The organism is Marinimicrobium sp. C2-29 (assembly GCF_038419845.1).
Taxonomy (GTDB): Bacteria; Pseudomonadota; Gammaproteobacteria; order Pseudomonadales; family Cellvibrionaceae; genus Marinimicrobium.
This window is the reverse complement of the sequence record NZ_JBCAQT010000001.1, coordinates 112516-126461: the sequence shown is the minus strand read 5'-3', so window position 1 is coordinate 126461 and position 13946 is coordinate 112516. Positions and strand designations below refer to the sequence as shown.

12 protein-coding genes are annotated in these 13946 nt (G+C 62.1%); all 12 read right to left on the bottom strand.

The genetic code is table 11. The annotated features are described in order from the left end of the window. Positions 1-98 precede the first annotated feature (98 nt). Genes AAE484_RS00600 through mraZ form a run of 12 tightly spaced genes read right to left on the bottom strand, consistent with a single transcriptional unit; the run spans position 99 to position 13662 of the window. Complete coding sequence (locus tag AAE484_RS00600; RefSeq protein WP_341936371.1) at positions 99-1055, bottom strand: D-alanine--D-alanine ligase; 957 nt, start codon at positions 1053-1055, stop codon at positions 99-101. Positions 1056-1068: 13 nt separating this feature from the next. Next, positions 1069-2457 (bottom strand): UDP-N-acetylmuramate--L-alanine ligase, encoded by a 1389-nt coding sequence (gene murC / locus AAE484_RS00595; protein ID WP_341936640.1) that lies wholly within the window; start codon positions 2455-2457, stop codon positions 1069-1071. 28 nt (positions 2458-2485) lie between these two features. Continuing rightward, entirely contained in the window at positions 2486-3568 is a 1083-nt protein-coding gene (murG, locus tag AAE484_RS00590; protein WP_341936370.1) for an undecaprenyldiphospho-muramoylpentapeptide beta-N-acetylglucosaminyltransferase, read from the bottom strand. Then, positions 3568-4788, bottom strand: a complete 1221-nt coding sequence (ftsW, locus tag AAE484_RS00585; RefSeq protein WP_341936369.1) for a putative lipid II flippase FtsW — start codon at positions 4786-4788, stop codon at positions 3568-3570. The genes murG and ftsW overlap by 1 nt, the downstream gene beginning before the upstream one ends. Then, positions 4785-6128 carry a UDP-N-acetylmuramoyl-L-alanine--D-glutamate ligase gene (gene murD / locus AAE484_RS00580; protein ID WP_341936368.1) on the bottom strand — a complete coding sequence of 448 codons (1344 nt, stop codon included), beginning with the start codon at positions 6126-6128 and terminating at the stop codon, positions 4785-4787. The genes ftsW and murD overlap by 4 nt, the downstream gene beginning before the upstream one ends. A gap of 18 nt (positions 6129-6146) precedes the next feature. Beyond that, positions 6147-7229, bottom strand: coding sequence for a phospho-N-acetylmuramoyl-pentapeptide-transferase (gene mraY / locus AAE484_RS00575; protein WP_341936367.1), 1083 nt, complete (start codon positions 7227-7229; stop codon positions 6147-6149). Beyond that, complete coding sequence (locus AAE484_RS00570) at positions 7229-8593, bottom strand: UDP-N-acetylmuramoyl-tripeptide--D-alanyl-D-alanine ligase (protein WP_341936366.1); 1365 nt, start codon at positions 8591-8593, stop codon at positions 7229-7231. The genes mraY and AAE484_RS00570 overlap by 1 nt, the downstream gene beginning before the upstream one ends. After that, positions 8590-10146 carry a UDP-N-acetylmuramoyl-L-alanyl-D-glutamate--2,6-diaminopimelate ligase gene (locus AAE484_RS00565; RefSeq protein WP_341936365.1) on the bottom strand — a complete coding sequence of 519 codons (1557 nt, stop codon included), beginning with the start codon at positions 10144-10146 and terminating at the stop codon, positions 8590-8592. Before AAE484_RS00565 ends, AAE484_RS00570 begins: the two co-directional genes overlap by 4 nt. Continuing rightward, positions 10143-11876: a peptidoglycan D,D-transpeptidase FtsI family protein gene (locus AAE484_RS00560; RefSeq protein WP_341936364.1), complete on the bottom strand. Its 1734-nt coding sequence runs from the start codon at positions 11874-11876 to the stop codon at positions 10143-10145. The genes AAE484_RS00565 and AAE484_RS00560 overlap by 4 nt, the downstream gene beginning before the upstream one ends. A gap of 4 nt (positions 11877-11880) precedes the next feature. Continuing rightward, positions 11881-12186, bottom strand: a complete 306-nt coding sequence (ftsL, locus tag AAE484_RS00555; RefSeq protein WP_341936363.1) for a cell division protein FtsL — start codon at positions 12184-12186, stop codon at positions 11881-11883. 48 nt (positions 12187-12234) lie between these two features. Beyond that, complete coding sequence (gene rsmH, locus AAE484_RS00550; RefSeq protein ID WP_341936361.1) at positions 12235-13167, bottom strand: 16S rRNA (cytosine(1402)-N(4))-methyltransferase RsmH; 933 nt, start codon at positions 13165-13167, stop codon at positions 12235-12237. Between the two features lie 54 nt (positions 13168-13221). Continuing rightward, positions 13222-13662: a division/cell wall cluster transcriptional repressor MraZ gene (gene mraZ, locus AAE484_RS00545; protein ID WP_341936360.1), complete on the bottom strand. Its 441-nt coding sequence runs from the start codon at positions 13660-13662 to the stop codon at positions 13222-13224. Positions 13663-13946 lie beyond the last annotated feature (284 nt).

The window sequence follows — 13946 nt, the reverse complement described above, 5'->3', positions numbered from 1 at the left end:
CCAGAACTCAGGTGATCGTCCCTGGCGTTTCTTCTGACGGGTGGCCCCGCGCGGTGTCACTCGCGGCTGACCCGGAATGCGTTTTGTCGGCTCCCGCTTCATGACCCCGACTGGCTGGCTCGCAGTATGCGCACCACCAGCTGCGCGAAATCCATTCCGGCCGCGCGCGCGGCCATGGGCACCAGACTGTGGCTGGTCATTCCCGGCACCGTGTTCACTTCCAGCAGGTAGAAGTGGCCGAGTTGATCCGCCATCACATCCACGCGGCCCCAGCCCCGACAGCCCAGACTGTCAAAGGCTCTCAATGAGAGATCCTTCAATGCCTGCTCACGCTCTTCATCCAGACCACAAGGGCAGAGGTAGCGCGTGTCGTTCGCCAGATACTTGGCGTCGTAATCGTAAAACCGGTGATCCGTTTCCAGCTTGATCGGCGGCAGCGCTTCGCCATCCAGAATCGCCACGGTGTATTCGCTGCCGGTGATCAGACGTTCCACCATCACATTGCCGTCGTAGCGCGCCGCCGCCTGATAGGCCTGTTCCAGTTCTTCTCCCGATTGCACCCGGGCCATGCCGATGCTGGAGCCCTCGTGCGCCGGTTTGACGATGGCTTCGCCGCCCAGGGTTTTCAGAACCTGATCCCAGTCACTGCCGGCATCCACCATGGCAAACGCGGGCGTCGAAAGACCGATGCCGGCCCAGAGCTGTTTGCTGCGCAACTTGTCCATGGCCAGAGCCGAGGCGGCCACCTCACTGCCGGTATAGGGAATGCCCATGTATTCCAGAACACCCTGAATCCGTCCGTCTTCACCTCCGGGGCCGTGCAGTGCGATGAACGCCCGGTCCATCGGCTGAGCCTGTAGCTGTTCAATGGCATTGGCACCGATATCGATACCAAAGGCGTCGACACCGGCCGACTGCAACGCCTCGAGTACGGCCGCGCCGGTCTGCAGCGAGATCTCCCGCTCGGCGGACTGACCACCGAACAGAACCGCCACCCGCCCCAGGGCTGTCACCTCGGGCGCCGCGGTTTGTGTATGAGTAGTGTTCTGACTCACTCTTTTACCTCAACTATTGCAGCTTGCGCCGCGCCAATTCACCCGCCAGCGCGCCGACATTACCGGCGCCCTGGGTAATCACGATGTCGCCCGGCCGGACAATATCCCGAAGCACGTCGGGCACATCGTCCACCTGTTCGACAAAAATCGGTTCCACCGCTCCGCGCAATCGAATACTGCGGCTCAGGTGCCGACCGTCAGCTCCGGCAATCGCATCCTCGCCGGCGCTGTACACTTCCAACAGCACGAGCACATCCACCGATGAGAGGACATCGACAAAGTCTTCATACAGATCGCGGGTCCGGGTATAGCGGTGCGGCTGATAGACCATCACCAGACGCCGATCGGGCCAACCGTCGCGGATGGCGGCAATGGTGGCGGCCACTTCACGCGGGTGGTGACCGTAGTCGTCCACCAGCATCGCCTCGCCCTCGGCCACCTGATAGTGGCCATAAACCTGAAAGCGACGACCGACGCCGGCAAAATGTTTCAGCCCTTCCTGAATCGCCTCATCACTCACGCCCTCGTCGGTGGCCACCGCCACCACGGCCGTGGCATTGAGCACGTTGTGAACGCCGGGAATATTCAGTTCAATGGCCAGGGGCGCCTCGCGCTCGGGGCGGATCACTTCGAACCGGGTCCGCATTTTGTCCTTGCGAACATTCACCGCCCGGAAATCATTGTGACTGTCGAAGCCGTAGGTCAGCACCGGGCGCGACAGGTCGGGGGCAATATCCATGATCACCGGATCGTCTCCGCACATGACCGCCAGACCGTAGAACGGCAGGTTGTGCACAAACTCCACGAAGGTCTGCTTCAACTTGTTGAAGTCACCGCCGTAGGTGTCCATGTGGTCGGCATCGATGTTGGTGACCACGGCCACCATCGGTTGCAGGTGCAAAAACGACGCATCACTCTCGTCCGCCTCGGCCACCAGATAGCGACTGGCCCCCAACTGGGCGTTGCTGCCGGCACTGTTGACCAGACCGCCGATGATGAAGGTGGGGTGGCGCTCACCAGCGGCCAGCACCGAGGCCATCAGACTGGTGGTGGTCGTTTTACCGTGCGTGCCCGCCACGGCGATCCCGTGCCGGTAGCGCATCAACTCACCCAGCATTTCGGCGCGACGCACAATCGGTATACGGCGCTCACGGGCGCTGATCATTTCCGGGTTGTCCGCGTCGACCGCACTGGAATTCACCACCACATGAGCGTCGGCCACATTTTCTTTTGCGTGCCCGATAAACAGACGCGCGCCCATGGCAACCAGTCGCCGGGTGGTGGCCGACTCTTTCAGATCCGAGCCGGAAATCTCATAGCCCTGGTTGAGCAGCACTTCGGCAATACCGCTCATGCCCGCGCCACCGATCCCGATAAAATGGATGCGGCGAATGCGGCGCATTTCCGGGACTTCGTAGTATTGAATCGCCTTATCCACGAGCCACCTCTATACATTGTTCGGCCACGACCCGCGCCGCTTGCGGAGTGGCCAGTTGTCGCCCGGCCTGCGCCATTTTCAGCAGGGCCGAGCGATCGGAAAATTCTGTGCGGATCAACGCTTCCAGTTTTTCAGCGTCCAGATCCCGCTGTGACACTGCCAGGGCCGCTCCGGCATCGACCAGTACCGCGGCGTTGTGGGTCTGGTGGTCATCGATGGCATAGGGAAACGGTACCAGCAGAGCCGCCAGCCCCACGGCCGCCAGCTCCGACACCGTCAGGGCTCCGGCCCGGCACACCGCCCAGTCAGCCCAACTGTAAGCCTTTGCCATATCATCAATAAACGCGTCCACCTGCGCCTCGACCCCGAGCCGTTGGTAATGCTCGGCCACGGCCGTTTCATGGTCGCGCCCGGCCTGGTGCCAGACCTGGGGCCGCTCTTCAGGCGCCATACGCGCCAGCGCCTCGGGTACCAGCTCGTTGATGGCCCTGGCGCCGAGGCTGCCTCCGAGCACCAGGAGTCTCAGGGGCTCGTCCCTCCGATGCGCAAATCGCTCTTCCGGGGCAGCCAATACGGCCAGGTTGCTACGCACCGGATTACCCACCACCTGCGCCCGGCGCAGCGACGTGGGGAAGGCCGTCAGCACCCGACGGGCAAGCGGTGCCAGATAGCGATTGGTCGTGCCCGGGATCGCGTTCTGCTCGTGAATCATCAGTGGAATCCACAGTACCTTGGCGGCCAAGCCGCCCGGCCCTGAGGCAAAACCACCAAAGCCCAGCACCAGTTGCGGCCGGAGCTTCAACAGCAACAGCAATGACTGTCCCAGCGCCGCTACCATCAGAAAAGGCGCCTTGAGCAGCCCCTGCCAACCGCGTCCGCGCACGCCCTGGACTGACAGGCAGTGCAGCGCAATGCCAGCTTGCGGTACCAGGCGCGCCTCGATGCCACGGCGAGTGCCCAGCCAGGCGACCTTGACGCCCAGCTTCTGGAGCTCGGCGGCCACGGCCAGAGCCGGAAACACATGCCCGCCGGTTCCGCCGGCGGTGATCAATACTTTAAGAGGCTTCTGACTCATCACGCCGCCTCCCTGAGTGATGGTGCCCGGGCCGTCCGGGGCGCACGCCGTACTTTGGGCGTGGCAACCGTCAGACCCTGCTGTTGCTCCCAGTCGACCCTTACCACAAAGGCCAGAAGCGCGCAGCCGATCAACAGACTACTGCCGCCGTAACTGATAAAGGGCAGTGTCAGGCCTTTGGTGGGCAACATCCCCACGGCCACGCCCACATTGATGAACACCTGCGAGGTCAGCAGAATCGCCACAGCGAACGTGGCAAAGGCGGCGAACAACCGGTGGGCATTGAGGCTGGCCCGGGCAATGGCAAAAATTCGCCACACCAGAGCCGCAAACAACCCCAGCAATGCCACCAACCCCACAAGACCGAACTCTTCGGCGGTAATGGCGGCGATAAAGTCGGTATGCGCCTCGGGCAGGTAGAACAGCTTCTGCAGACTGTTGCCCAGACCGAGACCGAACCACTCGCCCCGACCAAAGGCAATCAGTGATTGGGTCAGCTGATAGCCGGCGTCGAACTGCGAGGCCCAGGGGTCCAGAAAGGTGACCAGCCGGGTCATCCGATACGGTTCCAACACGGCCAACGCCGCCAGCCCGACCACGGCCAACACCAACAGCAGACTGAAATGCACCAACTTGACCCCGGCGATGAACATCATGGCCAGCACGGCACCCGACATCACAACCGCGCTGCCGAAGTCCGGTTGCAGCAGCAACAGAAAGCACAGCAGCCCGAGCACCAACAGCGGCTTAATGAAGCCCTGCCAGCCGGTGTACAACTCCTGGTGGCGACGGGTGAAAAAGCCGGCGAAGAAAAAGACGGCGGCGAGCTTGGCCACTTCCGATACCTGAACCGAAATGATGCCCAGGTTCAGCCAGCGCCGCGCACCGTTCACTTCCCGACCGATGCCGGGAATCAACACCAGCACCATCAGCACCAGAGTGATCACCATCAACCAGCCAGCATATTGCTGCCAGTACTTGACCGGCACGGCCAGTACCCCCAGAGCGACCACCGCGCCCAGCAACATGTAAATGGCGTGACGCTTGGCAAAGAACCAGGGATCGCCATATTGCTCGGCGGCAAACGCGATGGAGGCCGAGGCGATCATCACCAGGCCAATGCTCATCAGCGCTAACCACAGAAACACCAGCGGACGATCGACACCGCCGCGGAATATCGCCACCGACTCCTCAAACAGCTGTTTGATCGATGCCATCATGACAGCGCCTCCACAGCCCGGCGGAATTGATCGCCCCGATCCCGGTAATCGGTGAACATGTCAAAGCTGGCACAGGCGGGCGAGAGCAGGACCACGTCACCGGGCTCGGCCCGGGTGCGCACCTGTTCGACCGCGTCGGTCAGACTCTCCGCAAACTGCAGGTCGGTTCTGTCGGCCAGCACCTGGGCCAGTTGCTCGGCGGCTCGACCGATCAGCACGGCGCAGCGCACGGATTTTTCCACCGGCTTACGCAGCTCGGAAAAATCCGCGCCCTTGGGCTCGCCGCCGGCAATCAGTACCACTTTGCCTTCGGCCGGGGCCAGCCCCTGGATGGCGGCTATGGCGGCGCCGACATTGGTTCCCTTGGAATCGTTGAAGTAATTGACCCCGTCAATTTCCGCCACCCATTCGCAGCGGTGAGGCAGGCCCGGGAAGCGCCGCAATGTCTCCAGCATGCTGTCGATGGGCAGCTCCGCCGCGTAACCCAGTGCCAGGGCCGCCAGGGCGTTGTCGATATTGTGCTTGCCTTTGATTTTCAGCTCACTGGCCGGCATCAGCGGGTCCAGTTGCCACGCCAACCAGGTGCCGTCGTCTTCTTCAATGGTGCCGAAGCGACGGAACTCGGCGCGACCGCCAAAAGTGATGGGGACCGCACCGGCGCTCATGGGCGGCTGAGTCAGAACACTCTGGCTGTTGTACACCACCTGCTGCGCGCCGTAATAAACCCGCAACTTGGTCTGATGATAGGTGGGCAGATCCGGGTAGCGATCCATATGATCGGCGCTGATGTTCAGAATGGTGGCCACCTTGGCCCCCAGTTTGGGGACGCCTTCCAGCTGAAAGCTGGACAGCTCCAGAACATAGAGCTCGATGTCGTCGGCCAACAGATCCATGGCCGGCGTTCCGAGGTTGCCGCCCACGGCCACCTTCACGCCGGCATCGCGCGCCATCTCTCCCACCAGGGTGGTGACGGTGCTCTTGGCGTTGGAGCCGGTGATGGCCACAATCGGGGCCTTGGCGTAGTGCACAAACAGATCGATATCACCCACCACCCGGGCGCCGGCATTGCGCGCCTGCTGCAACTCGGGTGTGCTGAGCGGTACCCCTGGGCTGACCACAACCTCTTCGGCGCGGGCCAGTTGCTCGACGTTGAGCGGGCCGAAAAACACCCGATTTTTGCCGAATTCGCTTTCCAGCTCGGCACGCTTCGGATGATCGACACAGGTATCCAGCAGCGTGAAACGCTGACCGCGGCGCGCCAGAAAACGCGCCACAGAGACGCCGGTTACCCCGGCGCCCACGATGGCGGTATGGCTGCTTGTGGCGATCAATTGAGTCACAGTTGCTACTCTCTCCCGCTAGCGAAGTTTCAAAGTGGCGAGCCCGAAGGACACCAGCATGACGGTGATGATCCAGAAGCGCACAATCACGCGCGGCTCTGGCCAGCCTTTCAATTCAAAGTGATGGTGCAGAGGCGCCATCCGGAAAATGCGTCGCCCGGTCAGTTTGTAAGAGGCCACCTGCAAAATGACCGAGACGGTTTCCATCACGAAAATTCCGCCCATGATGAACAGGACAATCTCGTGGCGAACGATCACGGCCATCACCCCGAGCGCCGCACCCAATGCCAGTGCGCCCACATCGCCCATGAAAACCTGCGCCGGGTAGGTGTTGAACCACAGAAAGCCGAGACCGGCCCCGGCCAACGCGCTGCAGAACACGATCAATTCACCGGCGCCGGGGATATAGGCAATGTGCAGATAATTGGCGAACTCCACGTGGCCGGACAGGTAGGCAATGATGCCCAGCGCCGAGCCCACCATCACCGAGGGCATGATCGCCAGGCCATCGAGACCATCAGTCAGATTCACGGCATTGCTCGAGCCGACAATGACCAGGTAGGCGAGCACGATGTACGCCGGGCCCAGTTCCAGTGCAACACTTTTGAAAAAGGGCACAAACAGTTGTGTCTCGGCGGGCACCACAGCGGAGTAATACAGGAAGAAAGCCGCACCCAGACCGGCCACGGATTGCCAGAAGTACTTCCAGCGCGCCGGCAGGCCGCGCGAGTTGGACTGGACCACCTTGCGGTAATCGTCCACCCAACCGACCGCGCCGAAAATGGCGGTAACCACCAATACGACCCAGACATAACGGTTGCTCAGATCCATCCAGAGCAGCGTGCTGATAAAGATGGCCGCCAGAATCAGGGTGCCCCCCATGGTGGGCGTGCCGCTTTTGCTCAGATGTGTCTGCGGGCCATCGCTACGCACCGCCTGGCCAATCTGCAGATAATTGAGCCGCCGGATCATCCAGGGGCCCAGCAGCAGTGACAGCCCCAGAGACGTCAGCACCCCCAGAATGGCGCGCAGCGTCAGGTACTGAAACACGGCCATGCCGCTCAGGTATTCCTGTAGGTATTCCGCCAGCCACAGTAGCATCAGGTGTTGTCCCCCGTGTTTGCCAAGCCGCGCACAACCTGATCCATACCGGCGCTGCGAGAGCCTTTTATCAATACTTGCGTGTTGTCATCCAGTTGCGCCTTGAGCGCTTCAATCACGGCAAGATGAGAATCGTATGAGCACGCACCGGGGCCGAAGCTTTGCGCGGCCTCGGCGCTCAGCGGGCCCAGGGTGATCAGTTGATCAATGCCGCGTTCGCTCGCGCGCGCGCCCACCTCGCGGTGTAGCTGCGCGCCGTTCTCTCCCAATTCACCCATGTCACCCAGCACCAGAATGCGTGTGCCACTGTGGGCGGCCAGCACGTCAATAGCCGCTCGGACCGAGCCGGGGTTGGCGTTGTAACTGTCGTCGATGATCAGGGCGCCGCCCCAACCGCGCCGCGCGGCCATCCGGCCGGCAATCGGCTCGAAACTCTCCAGCCCGCGAGCGATGGCCTCCGGGCTCTGGCCCATGGCCAGCGCCGCTGTGGAAGCGGCCAGCGCATTGCGCACGCTGTGCTCGCCGGGGACGGGCAGGTGCACCTGTGCCTTGCCGGAGGGCGTAACCAGGGTGAAGTCCACCCCGTCGGGGCGATAGTGAATGGCCTCGGCCCGGCAGTCCGCCGCGGGATTTTCCAGCGCAAAGGTCAATTCGCGCCGCGCGGTCAAGCGGGCCCGCCAGCTCTCGACAAAAGGTTCATCCAGATTGATTATCGCCAGCCCCTCTTCCGGAAGGCTTGCGTAAATCTCGCCCTTGGCGCTGGCCACTCCCTCCAGAGAGCCAAAGCCTTCGATATGCGCGGGCATGACATTGTTGATCAGCGCCATGCCGGGACGCGCCCAGCGACAATAGGAGGCGATTTCGCCCGGGCCGCTGGCGCCCATCTCGATCACGGCATAGTCGTGAGTCGCTTCCAGCTCCAGCAAGGTCAGGGGCACACCGATGTGATTGTTCAGGTTGCCCCGCGTGGCCAATACCGCCCCGGAGCGAGTCAGAATCGCGGCGAGCATGGTTTTGACCGTGGTTTTGCCACTGCTGCCGGTGATCGCCACCAGCGGGCCGGTAAACCGGTCGCGGTTGGCGGCCGCGATCTGGCCCAGCGCCTCAAGCGTATCGGGAACCACCAGTTGTGGCAGATCCAGCTCGGCAAAGCGCTGCTCGACCACCAGGCCACAGACGCCGCGCGCCACGGCCTCTTCAAGAAAATCGTGGGCATCGAACCGTTCACCGCGCAGCGCGAGGAACAGATCCCCTTTGTGCGCATTGCGGGTATCGGTGGTGAGCCGGTGAAACTCGGCGTCGCCCTGATGCAGGCGGGCCCCCAGCCGCTCGGTGAGTTCAGACAGACGCATGGTACCAATCACGATGCCACCTCCCCGGATGCGCGTTTTTTCAGCCGGCGATCCAGTGACTGGCGCACCTGCTCCCGATCGCTGAACGTCAGGGTCTCATGGGCGAAAATCTGATAATCCTCATGGCCCTTGCCGGCCACCAGAATGGTGTCGCCCGAGCGCGCCTGCTGGACCGCCAGGTCAATAGCCTGGGCGCGATCGGCAATCACCAGGCACTGATGATCGTTGTCCATGCCCCGCAGAATATCGGCCGCGATCTGCGCCGGATCTTCCGTGCGGGGGTTGTCATTGGTCACGATGACGTAATCACTGTAGCGTTCTGCCAGCCGGCCCATCAGCGGGCGCTTTTCGGTGTCGCGATCACCCCCGCAGCCGAACACACACCAGAGGCGTCCGGTATTGTGTGACTGCAGGGCTTTGAGCGTATTCTCAAGCGCGTCCGGCGTGTGGGCGTAATCCACCACCACCTGAACGTCCTGCTGGTGTTCATCAATCACTACCGCTTCCATCCGTCCGGGTGCGGCGACCAGCTCGGGCACCACGCGAAGCACCGCTTCCAGGGCAAATCCGTGAGCACAGGCAACGCTGATCACACCGAGCAGATTACTGAGATTGAAATCGCCCAACAGTGGCGTGTGCAGTTCGCCACTGCCCCAGGGGCTGACCAGATGGGCACTGATGCCGGAGCGTTGTTCAAACCGATCGGTCAAATGTACATCGGCGTCGGTGTCACTGAGCGAGTAACTCAGCCCCGTCACTGATTCGGGCTTCTGGGCCAACAGACCGGCGCACCAGGCATCGTCGTGATTGACCAGGATGCGGCGCAGGCCGGGTTGCTGTAATAACCGCGCTTTCGCTTGACCGTAGGCGTCCATGTTGCCGTGGTAGTCGAGGTGGTCCTGGCTCAGGTTGGTGAACAGCGCTGTCCCGATTTCGATGTCGGCAACCCGATCCTGCACCAGACTGTGGGAGGAGACTTCCAGGGCGGTACAGGTCGCACCGGCGTCGGCCAGCTCGCGCAGTATTTTCTGCACCCCGATGGCATCGGGTGTGGTCAGACCGGTGTGAACCAGCGCCGGCAGTTGCTCGCTCATCGGGCGATCGGCTTTGAGCACGCCGTAACCGAGTGTTCCCAGTACCCCGGCGCGCTGCTGTAGAAGGGCAAACACCTGTGCCAACAGCAGGGCACAGGTGGTTTTGCCGTTGGTTCCGGTCACGCCCACCAGGGGCATGGCGTGACTGGGATGCGAATAGAAGCGGCCCGCAATGGCGCTCAATTGTTGTGCCAGCCGTGGCAGAGTCACGACCGGAATATCCGAGCGCAGAGTCAGCGCTTCCCGATCATCGTCGGCTTCCATGAAGATCGCGCTCGCACCCCGCGCCAGGGCGTCGTCAATGTAGTGCCGACCGTCAACTGCATGGCCTTTGATCGCCACAAAGAGGTCACCGGTCTGAATCTGCCGACTGTCCAGCGTCATGCCGGAGACCGAATACTGCTCAAGCCCCTCGAGGGAAGACTCGGGCAGCAGCGTGGCCAGGGTGATGGGTTCTCTTGCCAGCATCATGACAACGGCTCCCCGGCGGCTTTGCCGCGCGCCACACCGTCCTGCCGCTTGAGCAGCGGCGGCACCTGCAACATCCGCAACGCATCCTCGGCCACACGCGCAAACACCGGTGCGGCCACCTGGCCGCCGAAGTAGCGGGCATCAGAGGGCTCGTCGATGATCACCGCCGCGACAATGCGCGGATCGTCGGCCGGCGCCATGCCCACAAACGAGGCGATGTATTTGTTGTCCACATAACCACCGACACCGACCTTGTGGACGGTGCCGGTCTTGCCGGCTACCGGGTAGGAGGGAATTTCGGCCAGCGAAGCCGTGCCTTCGGTACTGACCGCACGGCGCAACATCTTGGTCACTTCCTGGGCCAGATCTTCATCGACCACCTTTTCGCCCTCAGTGGGCCCATCCACGCGCACCAGGGAGGGGGTACGACTGATGCCGCCGCTGGCCACGACACTGTAGGCCTGCACCAGTTGCATGGCGGTCAGGTTCAGGCCGTAGCCAAAGGCAAAGGTCGCACGCTGAATCGGCTGCCACTTCTGATAGTTGGGCAACAGACCCACCGCCTCGCCGGGAAAGCCGGTGCCCACGCCCTGCCCCAGACCCAGGCGACGGTACATATTGCGCACGGTGCTGGGCTCCAGATCCAGAGCCAGCTTGGTCATACCGACCTGGCTGGATTTGGCGATCACCTGACTCAGGGTCAGAGTGCCGTAATCGACCGGATCGAGCAGCGTTTTGCGACCCACCTGGGTGTAGCCGGGGCTGGTGTTGATAGTAGATTCGGGTGTAAACCGTCCGGTTTCCAGTGCCGCCATGACCGCCAGGGGTTTCATGGTCGAACCGGGCTCGAACAGGTCGGTCATGGCGCGGTTGCGCAGCGCCGCCGAACGCAGACCCGAGCGGTCGTTGGGGTTGTAGGCCGGCTGGTTGGTCATCGCCAGAATCTCCCCGGTCTTCACATCCATGATCACCAGTGAACCGCCAATGGCGCCGTTATTCTGCACGGCCGCCTTGAGTTCGCGGTGGGCCACGTACTGCAGACGCAGATCGATACTGAGAGCGAGATTGCGCCCCGGACGGGCCGACTGGAGCAGCTGGAGCTCCTTGACGGTGCGACCCCGCAGATCTTTCAACACCTGCTTGGCACCACTTTCGCCCGAGAGCCAGGCATCGTACGCCAGCTCCATGCCTTCCTGCCCGCGATCGTCAATGTCGGTAAAGCCCACCAGGTGTGCGGCGACCTCGCCCGCCGGGTAGTAACGACGGTATTCGCGCTGACTGTAGACACCGGGCACATCCAGCGCGAGCACGTCCTCGGCGACCTGCGGAGGCAGGTGGCGCTGCAGATACATGAACTCCTTGCTGCTGTAGCGCGACAGGCGCGACTCCAGCTCCGACTCCGACATATCCAGCGCGCGCGCCAGCTCGGACCAGAGGTGCGGCACCTGAATGAGCACCGAGGGGTCGGCCCACAGCGTCTCCACCGGCGTGCTGACCGCCAGCGGCTCGCCATTGCGGTCGGTAATCACACCGCGATAGGCGCTGATTGATTCGGTACGCAGGGTCCGGGCCTGACCCTGACCCTGCAGAAACTCGAAGCCCTGATCGGTATCGGGCAACACCTGCAGGCTGGCCAGGCGCCAGAGCAGTGCCGCGCCCACCAGGAGCACGGCCGCCGCGACGACCCAGACGCGCCAGCGCGCAATTGTCAGTGTCTGAGCCTTATTCATGCCTTTATTCATGAACCACCATCACTACGTCATCCACTCCGGGTAAACGCATATCCAACTCGTCCCGGGCGATCTGCTCCACTCGACCGTAGGCCGCCCAGGAACTCTGCTCCAGCATGTATTGCCCCCACACCACTTGCAGCTCAGCCGCCTCGCGCCGCAGGGTTTCCAGCTCGTTCACCCGGGTGCGGGTCGCATGGGTGGAAGCCACCACCGCCAGCGCCGATGCCACCACCAGCACCCAGAGCAACGCCACCATCAGCAGCTGCTGACGGTTACCGGTGCGCCTGGATGAAGGTGTTGCTGGCATCAATTGTTCCTCTTATTTGTTTGCGGGTGACCGGCCAATAATGTCGGGTTACTGTATTTTTTCCGCGACTCGCATAATGGCGCTGCGAGACCGTACGTTAGTGCTCACTTCCTGATCGTCCGCGCGGGCGGCCTTGCCACAACTGCGCAGGCGACGCTCCAGCTGGTCATCGGTCACCGGCAGCCCCGCGGGCAGCGGCTGTCCCTTTTCCTGACGCCGAATAAAACGCTTCACCACCCGGTCCTCCAGGGAGTGAAAACTGATGACCACCAGACGACCACCGGGCGCGAGCACCTCCAGTGCCTGTTCAAGCACCGATTCCAGATCCGACAATTCATCATTGATATGGATCCGGATGGCCTGGAAGGCCCGGGTTGCCGGGTGCTTGCCCTTTTCCCAGGCGGGATTCGCGGCTTTGACAATCTCTGCCAGCTGGGCGGTGCGGGTGATGGGCCGCTCGGCTCTTTCCGCCACCAGCGCCCTGGCCATGCGCTTGGCAAAGCGCTCCTCGCCATACTCTTTCAGCACCCGGACGATTTCCCCTTCCGGTGCCCGCTTGAGCCAGTCCGCCGCGCTTTCACCCCGGGACTGGTCCATGCGCATATCCAGCGGACCGTCCTTGAGAAAGCTGAAACCACGTTCGGCCTCATCCAGTTGCGGAGAGGACACGCCCAGATCCAGCAACAGACCTTTGACCTTTCCGGTCATTCCGCGCTCCGCCACCAGGCGGCTCAAATCGGCAAAGGAGGCCTGCTCGATGGCAAAGCGCTCGTCCTGGCCCATACGCTCGCGCGCCACGGCCAGTGCCTGGGCATCCTTGTCGATGGCCAGGAGCGTTCCGCTCGGGGACAGACGCTGCAGAATGCGGGCACTGTGCCCGCCCCGACCAAAGGTGCCGTCGACATAGAAACCGTCAACGTCCTGGACCAGGGCATCGACGGCTTCTTCGAGCAGTACCGTCTGGTGGGAAGAATCGCTCATGGCGCACCTTGTTATAACGTTGCTGTAAAATTGTCGGAGCGTTGAAAATTCGGTTTAGAATGTCAGCGATTGCAATTCGGGTGATATCTGGCTCGTGACCGGCTCTTCCAGCAACTCCTGCCAGCGCTCTTCGTCCCAAAGCTCCATTTTGTTGCCCAGCCCCACCAACATCAGCTTTTTCTCAAGGCCGGCGTAGGTGCGCAGCGTGGGTGGCACCAGAATGCGGCCATTGCCGTCCATTTCCACCGGTGTGGCATAGCCGATCCACAACCGCTGGATGCGGCGTGCCGCCGGGTCGAGCATGGGCAGACGCTCGATGGTGGGCAGTTTTTCCTGCCAGGCCGGCTCCGGGTAGACCAGCAGGCAGCGCTCTTCGGTGTGCGCCGTGAGCACCAGGCGACCCTCACAGCTCGCCGTCAACGACTCGCGGATGCGAGTCGGAATCGACATGCGACCCTTGGAGTCCATATTGATGGCATGGCTACCTGTTAGCACGGTCCACCTTCATCGGCGCTGATCACCTATTTCCACTTGTTCCACTGATTGGCAAGTCTGGCCACTGGATTTGGCTGGAATTCCACAAAAAACCACTATTAACCACTTTTTACCACTATTGGCACACTATAAATCCGGCCGGATCAAAGTCAAGCAATAGAGAAGCAAAATGCGGCGAACAGCACGCTATCTGTCGGGAAAGCTGTAGGTATAAACAGGAAAGGGGGCTTGAAGTCCTGGGTCAACATGGAGCTTCAAGATAAAACTCAGAGACTTGGCTCACA